This is a genomic window from Streptomyces sp. NPDC085596 (assembly GCF_044541565.1).
In the GTDB taxonomy this organism is placed as follows: Bacteria; Actinomycetota; Actinomycetes; order Streptomycetales; family Streptomycetaceae; genus Streptomyces.
The window spans coordinates 852,072-870,020 of sequence record NZ_JBITTC010000002.1 but is presented as its reverse complement, the minus strand read 5'-3'; the positions used below and the strand labels follow the sequence as shown (position 1 = coordinate 870,020).

The 17,949-nt window shown below is 72.9% G+C and carries 14 protein-coding genes and 1 riboswitch; of the genes, 10 read left to right on the top strand and 4 right to left on the bottom strand.

The features are described from left to right. The first annotated feature begins 95 nt into the window (after positions 1 to 95). Positions 96 to 1,175, top strand: a complete 1,080-nt coding sequence (locus ACIGA3_RS09445; protein ID WP_399712139.1) for a CobW family GTP-binding protein — start codon at positions 96 to 98, stop codon at positions 1,173 to 1,175. Positions 1,176 to 1,182: 7 nt separating this feature from the next. Here the strand turns inward: ACIGA3_RS09445 and ACIGA3_RS09440 are convergent, their stop codons facing one another. Next, positions 1,183 to 3,636 carry a DNA topoisomerase (ATP-hydrolyzing) subunit A gene (locus ACIGA3_RS09440; RefSeq protein WP_399712136.1) on the bottom strand — a complete coding sequence of 818 codons (2,454 nt, stop codon included), beginning with the start codon at positions 3,634 to 3,636 and terminating at the stop codon, positions 1,183 to 1,185. A gap of 312 nt (positions 3,637 to 3,948) precedes the next feature. On the opposite strand from ACIGA3_RS09440, the gene ACIGA3_RS09435 reads away from it, so the two are divergent. The 4 genes from ACIGA3_RS09435 (at position 3,949) to ACIGA3_RS09420 (ending at position 8,740) form a co-directional block, all read left to right on the top strand. Further along, positions 3,949 to 5,343 carry a M16 family metallopeptidase gene (locus tag ACIGA3_RS09435; protein ID WP_399712134.1) on the top strand — a complete coding sequence of 465 codons (1,395 nt, stop codon included), beginning with the start codon at positions 3,949 to 3,951 and terminating at the stop codon, positions 5,341 to 5,343. Beyond that, a complete protein-coding gene (locus ACIGA3_RS09430) occupies positions 5,340 to 6,728 on the top strand; it encodes a M16 family metallopeptidase (RefSeq protein WP_399712132.1) in 1,389 nt (462 codons plus the stop codon). The genes ACIGA3_RS09435 and ACIGA3_RS09430 overlap by 4 nt, the downstream gene beginning before the upstream one ends. Before the next feature lie 231 nt (positions 6,729 to 6,959). After that, positions 6,960 to 7,113: riboswitch (cyclic di-AMP (ydaO/yuaA leader) on the top strand. A gap of 12 nt (positions 7,114 to 7,125) precedes the next feature. Next, a complete protein-coding gene (locus ACIGA3_RS09425; protein WP_399712130.1) occupies positions 7,126 to 7,869 on the top strand; it encodes a M23 family metallopeptidase in 744 nt (247 codons plus the stop codon). A 190-nt stretch (positions 7,870 to 8,059) separates the two neighbouring features. After that, complete coding sequence (locus ACIGA3_RS09420; protein WP_399712128.1) at positions 8,060 to 8,740, top strand: GntR family transcriptional regulator; 681 nt, start codon at positions 8,060 to 8,062, stop codon at positions 8,738 to 8,740. A 192-nt stretch (positions 8,741 to 8,932) separates the two neighbouring features. Here the strand turns inward: ACIGA3_RS09420 and ACIGA3_RS09415 are convergent, their stop codons facing one another. Then, the gene (locus ACIGA3_RS09415; RefSeq protein ID WP_389006204.1) at positions 8,933 to 9,214 is read right to left on the bottom strand and encodes an HPr family phosphocarrier protein; all 282 of its coding nucleotides are present in this window, start codon (positions 9,212 to 9,214) and stop codon (positions 8,933 to 8,935) included. 187 nt (positions 9,215 to 9,401) lie between these two features. Between ACIGA3_RS09415 and ACIGA3_RS09410 the strand changes: the two genes are divergently transcribed. From ACIGA3_RS09410 to ACIGA3_RS09395, 4 genes are all read left to right on the top strand, one after another. Next, positions 9,402 to 12,203 carry a GNAT family N-acetyltransferase gene (locus ACIGA3_RS09410; RefSeq protein ID WP_399712126.1) on the top strand — a complete coding sequence of 934 codons (2,802 nt, stop codon included), beginning with the start codon at positions 9,402 to 9,404 and terminating at the stop codon, positions 12,201 to 12,203. Between the two features lie 157 nt (positions 12,204 to 12,360). After that, positions 12,361 to 12,957 (top strand): DUF5998 family protein, encoded by a 597-nt coding sequence (locus tag ACIGA3_RS09405; RefSeq protein ID WP_399712123.1) that lies wholly within the window; start codon positions 12,361 to 12,363, stop codon positions 12,955 to 12,957. Next, a complete protein-coding gene (locus tag ACIGA3_RS09400; RefSeq protein ID WP_399712120.1) occupies positions 12,957 to 14,147 on the top strand; it encodes an alkaline phosphatase family protein in 1,191 nt (396 codons plus the stop codon). Before ACIGA3_RS09405 ends, ACIGA3_RS09400 begins: the two co-directional genes overlap by 1 nt. Before the next feature lie 45 nt (positions 14,148 to 14,192). Next, a complete protein-coding gene (locus ACIGA3_RS09395) occupies positions 14,193 to 14,843 on the top strand; it encodes a thymidine kinase (RefSeq protein WP_399712117.1) in 651 nt (216 codons plus the stop codon). A gap of 27 nt (positions 14,844 to 14,870) precedes the next feature. Here the strand turns inward: ACIGA3_RS09395 and ACIGA3_RS09390 are convergent, their stop codons facing one another. Then, on the bottom strand, positions 14,871 to 15,671 hold the full coding sequence (locus ACIGA3_RS09390) for a VOC family protein (protein WP_399712115.1): 801 nt from the start codon (positions 15,669 to 15,671) through the stop codon (positions 14,871 to 14,873). Between the two features lie 286 nt (positions 15,672 to 15,957). Between ACIGA3_RS09390 and ACIGA3_RS09385 the strand changes: the two genes are divergently transcribed. Beyond that, positions 15,958 to 16,800 carry a sulfurtransferase gene (locus tag ACIGA3_RS09385; protein ID WP_399712113.1) on the top strand — a complete coding sequence of 281 codons (843 nt, stop codon included), beginning with the start codon at positions 15,958 to 15,960 and terminating at the stop codon, positions 16,798 to 16,800. A gap of 57 nt (positions 16,801 to 16,857) precedes the next feature. Here ACIGA3_RS09385 and sepH read toward each other — a convergent pair whose 3' ends face one another. Beyond that, positions 16,858 to 17,898: a septation protein SepH gene (gene sepH / locus ACIGA3_RS09380; protein WP_399712110.1), complete on the bottom strand. Its 1,041-nt coding sequence runs from the start codon at positions 17,896 to 17,898 to the stop codon at positions 16,858 to 16,860. Positions 17,899 to 17,949: the final 51 nt, after the last annotated feature.

Below are 17,949 nucleotides of genomic sequence, written 5' to 3'. Positions count from 1 at the left end.
CTTCCTCGTATCCTGGTCGGACAGTCCGTCCTCCGGGCGCCGCGCCCCCGCGCCGGGTGCGGCACCCGGCGAGAACCGTGGGAAGGGTGCCCCCGTTGGCGAACAGCCGCAGTCCGCAGATTCCGGTCGTCGTGCTGGCCGGGTTCCTGGGGTCCGGGAAGACGACGTTGCTCAATCATCTGCTGCATCGCAGCGAGGGCAGCCGGATCGGGGCGCTGGTCAATGACTTCGGGTCCATCGAGATCGACGCGATGGCTGTCGCGGGCGCGCTCGGGGACTCGACCGTGTCGCTCGGCAACGGCTGCCTGTGCTGTGCGGTCGACGCGAGTGAACTCGACACCTATCTGGCCAAGCTCGCCGCACCCGCCGCCGGGATCGACGTCATCGTCATCGAGGCCAGCGGGCTCGCCGAGCCGCAGGAGCTGGTGCGGATGGTGCTGGCCAGTGAGCAGCCGGAGATCATGTACGGCGGGCTCGTCGAGGTCGTGGACGCCGCCGAGTTCGACGACACCCGCGCCCGGCACCCCGAGATCGACCGGCATCTCGCCCTCGCCGACCTCGTCGTGGTCAACAAGCTCGACCGGGCACCCGACGCCGACCGCGTCCTCGCCCTGGTGGGCTCGCTCACCGAGGGCGCCGCCGTACTGCCCGCCACCTACGGCCGTATCGACCCGGAGTTCCTCTTCGACTGCCGCCCCAGTGAAGAGCGCGTCGGTCAGCTCTCCTTCGACGACCTGCACGAACACGGCGAACACGGCGACCACGACCACCACGACGGGCAGGCCGCGCACCCCGGGCATCTGCACTCCGGCTACGACACCCTGTCCTTCGTCTCCGACCTGCCCATGGAGCCCCGCGCCCTGATGGGCTTCCTGGACAGCAGGCCGGAGGGGCTGTACCGGATCAAGGGATACGTGGACTTCGGCGCCCACGACCCCGGCAACCGGTACGCCGTACACGCGGTGGGCCGCTTCCTGCGCTTCCGGCCCGAGCCCTGGCCGCCCGGAGCCGAACGTCTCACCCAGCTCGTCCTGATCGGCACCGGCATCGACGCCGACGCCCTCGGCAAGGAACTGGACGCGTGCCGGGGCGGCGGCGCCGGAGACGACGAGCAGGCCATGTGGGGCGTCCTGCGTTATGTGCCGGGCTCCGAGGACGAGCCCGGCACACCATAGGGACCCGCTAGAACACCGGTCCCGCCACCACCGACACCGTCTTCGCCAGCGAGGTGCCCGAACCGTCGCGGCGCGGGTCCGGCTCCGGCAGCTCCACCGGCAGGCCGGTCTTCTGCGCCGCCCGCGCCGGTACGGGGCCCGCCCAGGCCAGCGCGAGGCAGTCCTCGCCCTTCAGGAAGCGCTGGCAGCGCACGCCGCCCGTGGCCCGGCCCTTGCGCGGGAACTGGTCGAACGGGGTCAGCTTGGCCGTCGTCTGCACCGAGTCGTCCAGCGTGCCCCGCGAGCCCGCCACCGTGAACACCACCGCGTCGACGGCCGGATCGACCGCCGTGAACGAGATCACCTTCGCGCCCTCGGTGAGCTTGATGCCCGCCACACCGCCCGCCGGACGGCCCTGCTGGCGCACCTGGCCCGCCTGATAGCGCAGGAGTTGGGCGTCGTCGGTGATGAACACCAGGTCCTCCTCGCCGGTGCGCAGCTCCACCGCGCCGACGATCCGGTCACCCTCTCTGAGGGTGATGACCTCCAACTCGTCCTTGTTGGAAGGGTAGTCGGGCAACACGCGCTTGACCACGCCCTGCGCGGTGCCGATCGCCAGGCCGGGCGAGGACTCGTCCAGCGTGGTCAGACCGACCACGGTCTCGTCGTCCTCCAGGGACACGAACTCCGCGAGCGGCGCCCCTCCGGAGAGGTTCGGCGCGGTCGCCGTGTCCGGCAGATGGGGCAGGTCGACCACATTGATCCGCAACAGGCGTCCGCTCGACGTCACCGCGCCGATCTCACCGCGCGCGGTCGCCGGGACCGAGGAGACGATCACGTCGTGCTTGGCACGCCCGCCGTCCTGCGGGACGGGCTCGGCGCCGGTCGTACGGGCCAGCAGGGCGGTCGAGGACAGCAGTACCCGGCACGGGTCGTCGGCCACCTGGAGCGGCACCGCGGCCACCTGGGAGGCCGCCGACTCCAGCAGGACCGTACGCCGGTCGGAGCCGAACTTCTTGGCCACATCGGCCAGTTCGCCGGAGACCAGCTTGCGCAGCTCCGCGTCCGAATCCAGGATGCGGGTCAGCTCCTCGATCTCCTGGTTGAGCCGGTCCTTCTCCGCCTCCAGCTCGATCCGGTCGTACTTGGTGAGGCGGCGCAGCGGCGTGTCGAGGATGTACTGCGTCTGGATGTCGCTCAGGCCGTAGCGCTCCATCAGGCGTTCCTTGGCCTGCGCGGAGTTCTCGCTGGACCGGATCACCCGGATGACCTCGTCGATGTCGACCAACGCGGTCAGCAGGCCCTCGACCAGGTGCAGCCGGTCGCGGCGCTTGGTCCGGCGGAACTCGCTGCGCCGCCGCACGACCTCGAAGCGGTGGTCGAGATAGACCTCCAGCAGCTCCTTCAGGCCCAGCGTGAGCGGCTGGCCGTCCACCAGGGCCACGTTGTTGATGCCGAAGGACTCCTCCATGGGGGTCAGCTTGTAGAGCTGCTCCAGGATGGCCTCCGGCACGAAGCCGTTCTTGATCTCGATGACCAGGCGCAGGCCGTGCTCGCGGTCGGTGAGGTCCTTGACGTCCGCGATGCCCTGGATCTTCTTGGCGTTGACCAGGTCCTTGATCTTGGCGATGACCTTCTCCGGGCCGACCGCGAAGGGCAGTTCGGTGACGACCAGCCCCTTGCGGCGGGCGGTCACCGCCTCGATGGCGACCGTCGCGCGCATCTTGAAGGAGCCCCGGCCGTTCGCGTACGCGTCCCGGATGCCGTCCAGGCCGACGATCCGGCCGCCGGTGGGCAGGTCGGGGCCCGGGACGTGCCGCATCAGGGCGTCCAGGTCCGCGTTCGGGTGCCTGATCAGGTGGCGGGCGGCCGCGATGACCTCGCGCAGGTTGTGCGGCGGCATGTTCGTCGCCATGCCGACCGCGATGCCGGAGGAGCCGTTGACCAGCAGGTTCGGGAAGGCGGCGGGGAGCGCGACCGGCTCCTGCTCCTGACCGTCGTAGTTCGGCGCGAAGTCGACCGTGTCCTCGTCGATCGACTCGGTCATCAGGCTCGCCGCCGCGGCCATCCGGCACTCGGTGTACCGCATGGCGGCCGGCGGGTCGTCGTTGCCCAGCGAGCCGAAGTTGCCGTGGCCGTCGACCAGCGGGACGCGCATCGAGAAGGGCTGCGCCATGCGCACCAGCGCGTCGTAGATCGACGCGTCGCCGTGCGGGTGGAGCTTGCCCATGACCTCGCCGACCACGCGCGCGCACTTCACGTAGGCGCGCTCGGGCCGCAGGCCCATCTCGTTCATCTGGTAGACGATGCGGCGGTGCACCGGCTTCAGTCCGTCACGGGCGTCCGGCAGGGCGCGCGAGTAGATGACCGAGTACGCGTATTCGAGGTAGGAGCCACGCATCTCGTCCACGACGTCGATGTCGAGGATCTTCTCCTCGTACGCGTCGTCGGGCGGCGGGGTCTTCGTGCTGCGGCGGGCCATCGCTGCCGGCTCCTTGCTGAAGGCGTGGGACGGATCGGACGCGGACCATTGTGGACCGGGGCACTGACAACGAGGGCCGCGACCCGGTCCGTACGGGTCCGCTCCCGGTGCTCGGCGGTCCCGCGTTCCACCGCCGTACGCCGGCCGGGGACCGCGCTCGCCATGAGCACGCCTGACGCAGGCTAGTCGATCCGCTGTGGGCGTACGTCGGGCGGGAACTCCGCCGGGCCCTCGCACGCTTTGCATACAGTGGCAGGAACGGCAGGAAAACCGCGGTTTCTTTCGACCGCCACCGCTTGCGAAGGGACGTACATGCCCATGGGTCACACGACCACAGCCCAGGCAGGCTCCGGGGGCCTGACAGCGACCGAGCACCGCCTGGCCAACGGTCTGCGCGTGGTGCTCTCCGAGGACCACCTGACCCCGGTGGCCGCGGTCTGCCTCTGGTACGACGTCGGCTCCCGCCACGAGGTCGCGGGCCGCACCGGCCTCGCGCACCTCTTCGAGCACCTGATGTTCCAGGGCTCGGGCCAGGTCAAGGGCAACGGCCACTTCGAGCTGGTCCAGGGCGCCGGCGGCTCGCTCAACGGCACCACCAGCTTCGAACGCACCAACTACTTCGAGACGATGCCCACCCATCAGCTCGAACTCGCCCTGTGGCTCGAGGCCGACCGCATGGGCTCCCTGCTGGCCGCGCTGGACGACGAGTCGATGGAGAACCAGCGCGACGTCGTCAAGAACGAGCGCCGCCAGCGCTACGACAACGTCCCCTACGGCACCGCCTTCGAGAAGCTGACCGCCCTGGTCTACCCCGAGGGCCACCCCTACCACCACACGCCGATCGGCTCCATGGCCGACCTGGACGCGGCCACGCTGGAGGACGCCCGCGCGTTCTTCCGCACCTACTACGCGCCCAACAACGCGGTGCTCTCCGTGGTCGGCGACATCGACCCCGAGCAGACGCTGGCCTGGATCGAGAAGTACTTCGGCTCCATCCCCGGTCACGACGGCAAGCCCGCCCCGCGCGACGGCGCCCTGCCCGAGGTCATCGGGGACGAGCTGCGCGAGGTCGTCGTCGAGGAGGTCCCGGCGCGCGCCCTGATGGCCGCCTACCGGCTCCCGGAGGACGGCACGCGCGCGTCCGACGCGGCCGACCTCGCCCTCACCGTCCTCGGCGGCGGCGAGTCCTCCCGCCTCTACAACCGCCTGGTGCGCCGCGACCGCACCGCCGTCGCCGCCGGGTTCGGGCTGCTCCGCCTGGCCGGAGCGCCCTCGCTGGGCTGGCTGGACGTGAAGACCTCCGGCGACGTCGAGGTGCCGGTCATCGAGACCGCCATCGACGAGGAGCTGGCCCGCTTCGCGGAGGAGGGCCCGACCCCGGAGGAAATGGAGCGCGCCCAGGCCCAGTTGGAGCGCGAATGGCTGGACCGGCTCGGCACGGTCGCGGGCCGCGCCGACGAACTGTGCCGGTACGCCGTCCTGTTCGGCGACCCGCAGCTCGCCCTCAACGCCGTACAGCGCGTCCTGGAGGTGACCCCGGAGGAGGTCCGCGAGGTCGCCAAGGCCCGCCTGCGCCCGGACAACCGCGCCGTGCTCGTCTACGAGCCGAAGTCCCCGGAGGCGGTCGAGGACACCGACCTGCCCGACGACCCGGAGCACGAAGCCACCGTAGAGGCCGGCAACGACGACGAGGAGACGGCCAAGTGACCGAGCTCGCCCCCATGGAGTTCCACCCCCAGCCGCAGGCCGGCGAGGCCAGGCCGTGGGCGTTCCCGGCCCCCGAGCGAGGCACGCTGGACAACGGCCTGACCGTGCTGCGCTGCCATCGCCCCGGCCAGCAGGTCGTCGCCGTCGAGGTACTGCTCGACGCCCCCCTGGACGCCGAACCGGCCGGTCTCGACGGCGTCGCCACCATCATGGCGCGAGCCTTCTCCGAGGGCACCGACAAGGACTCCGCCGAGGAGTTCGCCGCCGAACTGGAGCGCGCCGGCGCCACCCTGGACGCGCACGCCGACCACCCCGGGGTCCGGCTCAGCCTGGAGGTGCCCGCCTCCCGCCTGGAGAAGGGCCTCAATCTGCTCGCGGACGCCCTGCGCGCCCCCGCCTTCGCGGAGAGCGAGATCGAGCGCCTGGTCCGCAACCGCCTGGACGAGATCCCGCACGAGCTGGCCAGCCCGGCCCGGCGCGCCGCCAAGGAGCTGTCCAAGGAGCTGTTCCCGGCCTCCGCGCGCATGTCCCGGCCGCGCCAGGGCACCGAGGAGACCGTCGAGAAGATCGACGCGGGCGCCGTCCGCGCCTTCTACGACCGCCATGTGCGCCCCGCCACCGCCACCGCGGTGGTCGTGGGCGACCTCGACGGCATCGACCTCGACGCGCTGCTCGCCGACACCCTGGGCGCCTGGACGGGTACGCCCGGCCAGGCCCGCCCCGTGCCGCCGGTGACCGCCGACGACACCGGCCGCGTGGTCATCGTGGACCGGCCCGGCGCCGTGCAGACCCAGCTGCTCATCGGCCGGATCGGCTCCGACCGGCACGACCGCGTGTGGCCCGCCCAGGTGCTCGGCACGTACTGCCTCGGCGGCACCCTCACCTCCCGCCTGGACCGCGTCCTGCGCGAGGAGAAGGGCTACACCTACGGCGTGCGCTCCTTCGGCCAGGTGCTGCGCTCCGCCCCGGACGGCACCGGCGCCTCGATGCTCGCCATCAGCGGCTCCGTGGACACCCCGAACACGGGCCCCGCGCTCGCGGACCTGTGGACGGTGCTGCACACCCTGGCCGCCGAGGGCCTGACCGACGCCGAGCGGGACGTGGCCGTGCAGAACCTCGTCGGCGTGGCCCCGCTGAAGTACGAGACGGCCGCCGCCGTCGCCGGCACCCTCGCGGACCAGGTCGAGCAGCATCTGCCGGACGACTTCCAGGCTGAGCTGTACCGCACGCTCGCCGCCACCGGCACCGTGGAGGCCACGGCCGCCGTGGTGAACGCCTTCCCGGCCGACCGGCTGGTCACGGTCCTGGTCGGCGACGCCGCCCAGATCAAGGAGCCCGTCGAGGCGCTCGGCATCGGCGAGGTCAAGGTGGTCTCGGCCGAGTAGCCGAGCAGGCACACGCGAGTGGGCCCTGATGGCACATGAGTCGTCAGGGCCCACACGTGTGTTCGAGAGTGTGCTCGAACACCGGCCCCCAAATGTCCGGATTGGGGCAGAGGTTCCCCCTCGGGCGTGTGGGATGCGCTACAAAAGTCGGGACTCGTTTGAAGATCCGCTCCCGTCCCCTTTAGCTTCTTCCGGGCTGTTCGTCAGGCAGTGCGCCGCGTCCGCGGCACCGGACAGTCATCGCCGAGTCCCCCGTAGGGGGAGCCGGGGACCCACCGCAGTCCCTGGGGTGAATCGGGCGCCCGCGCGGATGCGAGGGCGGCCGTAGGAGACCTTCCTGCTCCGAACCCGTCAGCTAACCCGGTAGGCGAGAGGGAAGGAAAGGACCAGCCAGCTCATGGCGTTCATGTGCGCCGCCGGGAAGCACCGCAAGCCCGGCCGGGTCAAGCGCACCACCGCAACTGCGGCCGGTGTCGCGGCCCTCGCCACCGGTGTCGTCGGCACCCTCGCGGCCTCCCCGGCACTCGCCGCGGACAACTCCGTCGAGAACACCGGCCTCACCCCCGTCATCACCGTCAGCGACACCCTCGCCGACGAGATCGCCGCGCAGGCCACCGCCCAGAAGGCGGCCGCCGAGCGCAAGGCCGCCGAGGAGGCCGCGGAGCGCGCCGCCGCCGAGCGGGCCCGCGAGGCCAAGGAGCGCGCCGCCCGCAAGGCCGAGCGCGAGCGCCTCAACTCCTTCGTCATGCCGGTCACCGGCTCCTATGTCTCCACCGCCTACAAGTCCGGCGGCACCCTGTGGTCGTCCGGTTCGCACACCGGTATCGACTTCCACGCCGCCAGCGGCACCGCGGTCCACGCGGCCGGCGCCGGGACCGTGGTCTCCACCGGCTGGGGCGGGGCGTACGGCAACGAGATCGTGATCAGGATGGCCGACGGCATGTACACCCAGTACGGCCACCTGTCGTCCATCGGCGTCGGCGTGGGCCAGCGGGTCGTCCCCGGCCAGCAGATCGCCCTGTCCGGCGCCACCGGCAACGTCACCGGCCCGCATCTGCACTTCGAGGCCCGTACCGGCCCCGAGTACGGGTCCGACATCGACCCCGTCGCCTACCTCCGCAAGCACGGCGTGAACGTCTGACCCCGATCTTTTCGAAAGCCCCGGCCCACCAGGCCGGGGCTTTCGCCGTTTCCGGAGCTCTTTCCCCGGCCGCTGTCCAAAAAATAGCCATGGATTCCGGTCCGCCATCGGAAATCGCCGCGCATTGCCATAGAGTCACGGAACAGACGCGGTCATCGGCGTTTCGCGGGGATTAAGGCGGAGGTGGGTCATGCGTATTCCGGCGCACACGGTGTGCACGGCGATCCGGGACGACATCGTCGCCGGGGTCCACGAGCGCGGCGGCCGGCTCACCGAAGAGGTCCTCGCCCGTCGCTACGGAGTCTCCCGTGTCCCCGTCCGCGAGGCGCTGCGAACCCTGGAGGCCGAGGGCTTCGTCGTGACCCGGCGGCACGCGGGCGCCTGCGTGGCCGAGCCCACCGAGCAGGAGGCCGCCGACCTGCTGGAGATGCGTCTGCTGCTGGAGCCGCTCGGTGCCGCGCGGGCCGCCCAGCGGCGCACCGAGGCCCATCTGAAGGTGCTGCGCGGCCTGGTCAGACTGGGGCAGGAGCGGGCGCGGCTCGGCAACAGCGACGACCTGCGCGCGCTGGACGGCTGGTTCCACGAGACGCTCGCCCAGGCGTGCGGCAGCCATGCGCTGACCTCGGCGCTCACCCAGCTCCGCCACAAGATCGCCTGGATGTACACAGTGGACGGGCCGGCGAGCCTCCCGGAGACCTGGGCGGAGCACGGCGCGATCGTGGACGCGGTGGCGCGCGGCGACGGCGAGCGCGCGCGGGCGGTCACGGCGCTGCACACCGAGCGCGCGACGCTCGCGCACCGGCTGCGGACCGCCGCCGACCGTGTCCGGCACACGCAACACGCTGTAAACACAGCGGGACTCCGGAATTAACACGGGCGCTGTATACAAAGAGGGATATTCGCGTACCGGGCAATTGTGCTGCCCTTTTCCGGCGTGCCGCCAATTGCCGACGGCGCGCTTTTCGTGGTGCCTGAATTCCCTGCACCGAAAGCGCCAAAAGTGCGGAAAACGCAGAAGCCGCGCCGCCCGCAAAGGGGTGACGCGGCTTCCGCCGAGGATCGGTCAGACCGTCTCGGGCAGCTCGTCCAGGCCCTCGGCGACCAGCTTGGCCAGCCGGTCCAGCGCGATGTCCGCGCCGTCGGCGTCGGAGGCGAGGACGATCTCCTCGCCACCCTGGGCGCCCAGGCCCAGGACGGCCAGCATCGAGCCCGCGTTGACCGGGGTACCGCCGGACTTGGCGATCGTGACCGGGACGCCTGTGGCCGTGGCGGCTCGGACGAAGATGGAAGCGGGGCGGGCGTGGAGGCCCTCGGCCCAGCCGACGTTGACGCGGCGCTCAGCCATGTGATGCTGCCCTTCAGTCTCTCAGGTTGTCTAGACCAGTTTCCCATACCGGAAACCGTGCCCGGAGCGGCACTTCACCTCTCCGGAGCCTCTCCGTACCGGTCGTCGGACCGCGGCCTCGGCCCGACTTCCGTGTCCCACCCGCCGCCTCGCGCCGTCCGTCCGCGTGAGCCGTACCCTGGGGCCCATGCAGACCCCGGCGGACCGGCAGGACCGGCACGAGTACCCCGCCCACTGGGAGGCGGACGTGGTGCTGCGCGACGGCGGGACCGCGCGCATCCGGCCCATCACCGCCGACGACGCCGACCGGCTGGTCAGCTTCTACGAGCAGGTGTCCGACGAGTCGAAGTACTACCGCTTCTTCGCGCCGTACCCCAGGCTCTCCGCCAAGGACGTGCACCGCTTCACGCACCACGACTTCGTGGACCGGGTGGGGCTCGCCGCCACCGTCGGCGGCGAGTTCATCGCCACCGTACGCTACGACCGCATCGGCGCCGATGGCATGGCCGCCTCCGCCCCCGCCGACGAGGCGGAGGTCGCCTTCCTGGTGCAGGACGCCCATCAGGGCCGGGGTGTCGCCTCCGCGCTCCTGGAGCACATCGCGGCCGTCGCCCGCGAGCGCGGCATCCGGCGCTTCGCCGCCGAGGTGCTGCCCGCCAACAGCAAGATGATCAAGGTGTTCACCGACGCCGGGTACACCCAGAAGCGCAGCTTCGAGGACGGCGTCGTCCGGCTGGAGTTCGGCCTCGAACCCACCGACCGCTCGATGGCCGTGCAGCGCGCGCGGGAGCAGCGCGCCGAAGCCCACTCCGTGCGGCGGCTGCTGGCACCCGGCTCCGTCGCCGTCATCGGCGTCGGCCGCGCGCCCGGCGGCGTCGGCCGCAGCGTCCTCGGCAACATCGGGGACGCCGGCTACCAGGGCCCGCTGTACGCGGTGAACAACGCCTTCCCGGACGGCTTCCACGAGGTCGACGGGGTGCCCGCCCACCGCTCGGTCCGGGAGATCGAGGGCCCGGTGGACGTCGCCGTGGTCGCCGTACCGGCCGACGCGGTGCCCGCCGTGGTCACCGAGTGCGGCGAACACGGGGTGCAGGGACTCGTCGTGCTGTCCGCCGGGTACGCCGAGAGCGGCCCCGAGGGGCGCGAGCGGCAGCGGGCGCTGGTCCGGCAGGCGCGCGCCTACGGCATGCGGATCATCGGCCCGAACGCCTTCGGCGTCATCAACACCGCCGAGGATGTACGGCTCAACGCCTCCCTCGCCCCCGAGATGCCCCGGCCGGGCCGCATCGGGATGTTCGCCCAGTCCGGCGCCATCGGCATAGCCCTCCTCTCCCGGCTGCACCGGCGCGGGGGAGGGGTCACCGGGGTCACGGGCGTCTCCACCTTCGTCTCCTCCGGCAACCGCGCCGACCTCTCCGGCAACGACCTCCTCCAGTACTGGTTCGACGACCCCGACACCGATGTCGTCCTCATGTACCTGGAGTCCATCGGCAACCCCCGCAAGTTCACCCGGCTCGCCCGGCGCACCGCCGCCGCCAAGCCGCTCGTCGTGGTGCAGGGCGCGGGCTCCGCCCCGCAGGGCCACGCGGTACGGGCCACCCAGCTGCCCCACGCCACCGTGTCCGCGCTGCTGCGGCAGGCCGGGGTCATCCGGGTGGACACCATCACCGAACTCGTCGACGCCGGTCTGCTCCTGGCCCGCCAGCCGCTCCCCGCCGGCCCGCGCGTCTCCATCCTCGGCAACTCCGAGTCCCTCGGCATCCTCACCTACGACCGCTGCCTCGCCGAGGGGCTGCGGCCCTCCCGCCCGCTGGACCTGACCACCGGCGCCACCGCAGGCGACTTCCACCGGGCGCTGGCCCACGCCCTCGCGGACGACACCTGCGACGCCGTCGTGGTCACCGCCATCCCCGCCATCGGGGAGGGCTCGCCGGACGACGCCGAGCTGGCGGAGGCGCTGCGCTCGGCGGCAGCCGCGGTGCCGGGCAAACCGGTGCTGGTCGTGCACGTCGAGCTGGGCGGCCTGGCCGAGGCCCTGTCCGCCGCCACCAGCACCGCCCCGCGGGCGGGCGCGCCCGTACTGCCACCCGTACCGGTGCCGGACGGCGCCGCCGAGGAGGACGGCCCGCGCCTGATCCCGGCCTACCCCGCCGCCGAGCGCGCCGTCCGCGCACTGGCCGAGGCCGTCCGGTACGGCCAGTGGCGCCGGGAGGCCGCCGACCCCGGCAAGGTGCCCGAGTACGACGACATCGACGAGCGCAAGGCCGCCGAGATCATCGCCGGGCTGCTGGAGCGCGGCGAAGGGCTCGCCGTCGGCCCCGAGGACACCCGCGAACTGCTCGCCACCTACGGCATCCACGTCCGCCCCGCGCTCCCCGCGCCCACCCCGGACGTGGCCGCGTCCGCCGCGCGCTGTCTCGGCTACCCGGTCGTCCTCAAGGCCACCGCCCCCCACCTTCGGCACCGTGCCGACCTCGGCGGGGTCCGGCTCGACCTCGCCGACGAGGAGCAACTGCGCCGCGCGTACGCAGAGTTGACCGAGCTGTTCGGGCCGCCCGAGCAACTGCGGCCGGTGGTGCAGGCCATGGCGCCCAGGGGCGTGGACACCGTCGTACGCGCGGTCATCGACCCGGCGGCCGGTGCGGTGCTGTCCTTCGGGCTCGCCGGGGCCGCCTCCCAGCTCCTCGATGACATGGCGCACCGGCTGGTCCCCGTCACCGACCGGGACGCCACCTCCCTGATCCGCTCCATCCGCACGGCCCCGCTGCTCTTCGGCTGGCGCGGCTCCACCCCCGTGGACACCCCCGCCCTGGAGCAGCTGCTGCTCCGGGTCTCCCGCCTGGTCGACGACCACCCCGAGGTGGTGGCCATCACCCTGGAACCGGTCGTGGTCGCCCAGCACGGCCTCACGGTCCTCGACGCCACCATCCGCCTCGCACCCCCACCGGCCCGCGACGACCTGGGGCCGCGCACCTTGCCGACGTACTGAGCAGCTACCGCTGTGCTGAACGGAGGGGGTGTCATGCAAGGTGTCGTCCAGCTCACCTCTCGCACGCGGCGCCCCCTCTTCCGGTTGGTGGGACGGGTCCGGCGAGGGGCCGCGGGTCGTCCTGACTGGCCCGGAGTGCCCCTGCCCACGGATTAGGATGGACGTCATGGCCAAGACCAGTACGACGACCCAGGGGCTTCGCGCGGCGATCGAGCGCAGCGGCTACTACCCGGCCCTCGTGGCCGAGGCGGTGGAGGCCGCTGTCGGCGGCGAGCCCGTCCGGTCGTACCTGGTCCACCAGGAGACCACGTTCGACCAGAACGAGGTCCGCCGCCATGTGACCGTCCTCGTGCTCACCGCCAACCGCTTCATCGTCAGCCACACCGACGAGCAGGCCGCCGACGGCACCTCCCCGACGCCGTACGCCACCACGTCGACCGAGTCCGTGAAGATCGGCCGGATCTCCTCCGTCGTGGTCAGCCGGGTCGTGGCCAACCCCGAGCAGTACACGCCGGGCACCCCGCCCCGCGAGGTCGTCCTCACCATCGGCTGGGGCGCGGTCAGCCGCCTCGACCTGGAGCCCGCCGCCTGCGGCGACCCGAACTGCGAGGCCGACCACGGCTACACCGGCAGTTCCACCGCCGACGACCTCAGCCTGCGCGTGAGCGAGGCCGGCGACGGCCCGGAGACCGTGCGCCAGGCGCTCGCCTTCGCGCAGGCCATCTCCGAGGCGACCGCGGACGTCACCCGCTGATGTCGCAGTTCTCGCCCTGGGACGCCCTGGAACCGCTCGCCCTGGCCTCCGCGCCGCTGCCCGAGTACGGCAGCGGCTCCCTCGCCGACCTGCTGCCGACCCTGGCCGCCGGCCTGGGCGTCCCCGGCATGACACCCACCATCGCCGAGCTGACCCCGGCCGACCGGGTCTGCGTCTTCCTCGTCGACGGGCTCGGCTGGGAGCAGCTGCGCGCCCACCCCGACGAGGCGCCGTTCCTGAACTCGCTGCTCGCCGGCTCGCGCGGCGGCACCGGCCGCCCCCTCACCGCCGGTTACCCGGCGACCACCGCGACCTCGCTGGGCTCCGTCGGCACCGGTCTGCCGCCCGGCGCGCACGGCCTGCCCGGCTACACGGTGCGCGACCCCGACACCGGCCGGTTGATGAACCAGCTCCGCTGGCAGCCCTGGACCCCGCCGCACGCCTGGCAGCCGTACCCGACCGTCTTCGAGCTGGCCGACCGCGCCGGGGTGCACGCCGCCCAGGTGTCGTCGCCCCACTTCCAGAACACCCCGCTGACCAAGGTCGCGCTGAGTGGCGGCACCTTCGTCGGAAGCCTCGCCGGTGAGGAGCGCATGGACCTCGCGGCCCAGCAGCTCGCCGCCGGGGACCGCTCGCTGGTCTACACGTACTACGCCGAACTCGACGGCGCCGGACACCGCTACGGCGTCGCCTCCGACACCTGGCGCGGCCAGCTGATGTACGTCGACCGGCTCGCCCAGCGCCTGGCCGAGCAGCTCCCGCCGCGCAGCGCGCTCTACGTCACCGCCGACCACGGCATGGTCGACATCCCCTTCGACGAGGAGCACCGCATCGACTTCGACGAGGACTGGGAGCTGCGCGCCGGCGTCTCCCTCCTCGGCGGCGAGGGCCGCGCCCGGCACGTCTACGCGGTGCCCGGTGCCGAGAACGACGTGCTGACCTGCTGGCGCGAGGTGCTCAGCGACCGCTTCTGGATCGCCTCGCGCGACGAGGCGATCCAGGCGGGCTGGTTCGGGCCGCACGTGGACGAGCGTGTGTACCCGAGGATCGGTGACGTGGTCGCCGCCGCGCACGACGACGTGCTGATCACCGCCTCCGAGCGCGAGCCCAAGGAGTCGCTGATGGTCGGCAACCACGGCTCGATGACCCCGGCCGAGCAGCTGATCCCCCTCCTCGAAGTCCGCTCCTGACCCTCCCCCCACCGTGTCAACTCGCCGAAAGGTGCTCAACCCCTCATGCCCGAGCTGGTGTTCTTCTCCGGAACGATGGACTGCGGGAAGTCGACCCTGGCTCTGCAGATCGAGCACAACCGCTCGGCGCGAGGACTCCAGGGCCTGATCTTCACGCGGGACGACCGCGCCGGCCAGGGCAAGCTGTCCTCCCGCCTCGGCCTGGTCACGGACGCGGTCGAGGCGATGCCGGGCATGGACCTGTACGGCCATGTCGTGGCCCTGATGTCGCGCGGCGGCAGGGTCGACTACGTGATCGTGGACGAGGCCCAGTTCCTCGGCCCCGAGCAGATCGACCAGCTGGCCCGCGTCGTGGACGACCTGGACCTGGACGTCTTCGCCTTCGGTATCACCACCGACTTCCGCACCAAGCTCTTCCCCGGCTCCCAGCGCCTGATCGAACTCGCGGACCGGATAGAGACGCTCCAGGTGGAGGCGATGTGCTGGTGCGGCGCCCGCGCCACGCACAACGCCCGCACGGTCGGCGGCGAGATGGTCGTGGAGGGCGAGCAGGTGGTGATCGGCGACGTGAACCGCCCCGCCACCGCCATCGGCTACGAGGTCCTGTGCCGCCGTCACCACCGCCGCCGCATGACGGCCGCCTCCACCCAGGCCGGTGCCCTCTCCCCGGACGTCCTGCCGGTGACCTCCGGCTGACCTGCCTATGACCTGCCTCCGGCTGACCTATCTGCGCGGCCGGGGCAGCGTCCCCACCCTGCGCACCACGCCGAACCGCGCCCCCTGCGGGTCCGCCACCGTGGCGACCCGCCCGTACGGGCTGTCGTAGGCCGGTTCCAGCAGGCGGCCGCCGAGCTCCAGCACCCGCCGGACCGTGGCGTCGGTGTCCGTCACCTCGAAGTGGGGCAGCCAGTGCGCGCCCAGGGCGCGGGGGAGGGCCTGGCCCATGCCGCGCAGGGCCACCACCGGGCGGCCACCGCTGCGCAGGGTGATGTGGTCCGGGGCCGACGGAGGCTCCGCCTCGTAGCCGAACACCCGGGCGTAGAACGTCGTCACGCGTACCGCCGACACGGTCCGCAGCTCGTTCCACGCGGGCAGGCCCGGCCCGCCGCCGCTCACCGGGGCGGGGTGGGCCCAGGCGGTGCAGAAGCCGAAGACCGCGCCGGCCGGGTCGGCGGCGATGGCCACCCGGCCGTTCTCGCCCGCGTCCAGCGGGCCCACCGCCACCGTGCCGCCGGACAGCCGCACCCGCTCGGCCGTGAGGTCCACGTCGTCCGAGGCGAGGTAGGGCGTCCAGGCCGCCGACAGCCCGGCGTCCGGGGGCAGTTGACCGATGACCGCCACCTCCCGGCCGCCCAGCGACGCCCGCACCGGGCGGCCGAGCGGGCCGGGCCGGAACTCCCAGCCGAACAGGGCCCCGTAGAACTCCTCGGCGGCAGCCGCCGCCCGCGTCATCAGGCTCACCCAGCACGGTGTGCCGGGCGCGTGCGGCGCTCGTGGGCCGGCCGACTCCGGTGCCTCGGTCATCGCTCACTCTCTCTCCGGCCCCTCATGGGGGCCGTGTCGCATCCGCTCCCCGCGGGCGGGGCCGGTCGGCCGGCGCCCGCGTGCCCGTGCCGCTATGGGTACGGGGCGGCACGCGGTCCGGCGGAAGGTCCGGCCGGCCGCCGTTCGCCGCGCGGGCGATGACCGGCGAGTGCCGCCGAACGCACACTGTGTGCCCGATACCGTACGCCGTGTGATCGGGGCTGTCCGGCCGAGCAGAGTAGTAGGGGACGGGCGTGGCGGCCACCCTGTGCGCGAGGATGGCGCCATGACAGTCATCATCACCGCCCCCGAACTCGCCCAGGAGCTGGCCGGGCCGACCCCGCCGACGCTGCTGGACCTGCGCTGGCAGCTGAGCGCGCCGGGCGCCCCCGCCTTCGACGCCCGCGCCGCCTACGAGGCCGGGCACCTCCCCGGCGCGGTCTTCGTCGACCTGGACCGGGAGCTGGCGTCGCCCCCCGGCCCGCGCGGCCGCCATCCCCTGCCGGACATCGCCGAGTTCGGCGCCGCCATGCGCCGCGCGGGCGTGTCCGCCGGGACTCCGGTCGTCGTGTACGACGGCGGACAGGGCTGGGCGGCCGCCCGCGCCTGGTGGCTGCTGCACGCGACGGGTCACCCGGACGTGAGGGTGCTCGACGGCGGGTTGACGGCATGGGAGGGCCCGCTGTCCGCGGAGGTACCGGCCCCGGCCGAGGGCGACTTCGAGCCGCTGCCGGAGGCGACCGGGGTGCTCGACGCGGACAGCGCGGCCGAACTGGCGGGCTCGGGCGTCCTGCTGGACGCACGCGCGGGGGAGCGGTACCGGGGTGAGGTGGAGCCCATCGACCGGGTCGGCGGGCACATTCCGGGCGCGCTGTCGGCGCCGACCATGGAGAACGTGGGCCCCGACGGCCGCTTCCTGCCCGCCGCCGACCTGCGCGACCGCTTCAAGGCGCTCGGCGTCTCCGGCGACGCCCCGGTCGGTGTCTACTGCGGCTCCGGCGTCTCCGCCGCCCACGAGGTACTGGCCCTCGCGGTCGCGGGCATCCCATCCGCGCTGTACGTGGGTTCCTGGTCGGAGTGGTCCGCCGACCCGTCCCGCCCGATCGCGGTGGGCCCGGACCCGAGTTAGCAGAGACATCAAGGGTGGAGCGCACCAGCGCACCAGCGCTCCACCCCGACGGCCCCGCTACTCCTGCTTCTTGCGCCGGGTCCCGAACACGATCTCGTCCCAGCTCGGGACGGCGGCCCGGCGGCCGGGGCGCACCCCGTCGGCCTCGGCCTGACGGTCCGTCGCGCCGGTCAGCCGGTCGCGGTGGCTGGAGACGGCACGGGGCATCAGTACGTCCGCGTAGGCGGAACCGGCCGACGCGGCGGGCGCCGGGGGCTCCTCCTCCAGGACTTCCTCGGCCGGCTCCTCCGGGGGCTCCGGCGGCCGTTCCGGCACCACCAGATCGCCCCGGAAGCTCGGCACGGCCTCCAACAGGCTGGTCAGGGAGTCGCGTTCGCTCGTGCTCTCCTCGGCGGGCTCGGACGGCTGCGCGGGCAGGCTGGGCCGCTCGCGGTCGACCCGGTCGAGGGCGCGGTCCATGCCGCGGTCGCGCGGCAGCCGCGCGATGCGCGGGACGAACGGGAAGCTGGGCTCCGCCACCGAGAGGTCGTCGGACTCGCCGATCAGCGAGCGCGCCTCGTCGTCGACGGCCTGGACGAGCCGCCGGGGCGGGTCGTACGTCCAGCTCGCCGAGTGTGGTTCGCCCGCGACCAGATAGACGAGCAGGACCTCCCAGGTGCCGTCGTCGCGGCGCCAGGAGTCCCACTGCACGGTGTCCTTCTCGGCCCCGCGCAGCAACAGCCGCTCCTGCACGGCCTCGCCGAGCGGCGGGCCGGAGTTCTCACCGGGGCGGCGGACGGGGGTCTTGCGGGCGCGCTCGGCCATGAAGGCGCGCTCGGCGAGCACGGGCCCCTCGAAGCGGCGGACCCGGTCGACGGGGATGCCGGCGAGCGTGGCGACCTCTTCCGCGGTGGCACCTGCTCGTATCCGCGCCTGGATGTCCCGGGGGCGGAGGTGGCTCTCCACCTCGATCTCGATCTGGCCGAGGCGGGGGCGGTCACCGCGCACGGCGGCGCGCAGCCGCTCGTCGATCGGAAGGGTGTACTCCGTCGCGTCGGCAGCCTTGAGCACCAGCCGTGTGCCGTCATTCGAGACGGCCACGACACGCAGTTCGGGCATGGGGACCTCCCGGATGGTGCCTGCCGACGTCACGTGCGTCGCTGCTTCCGC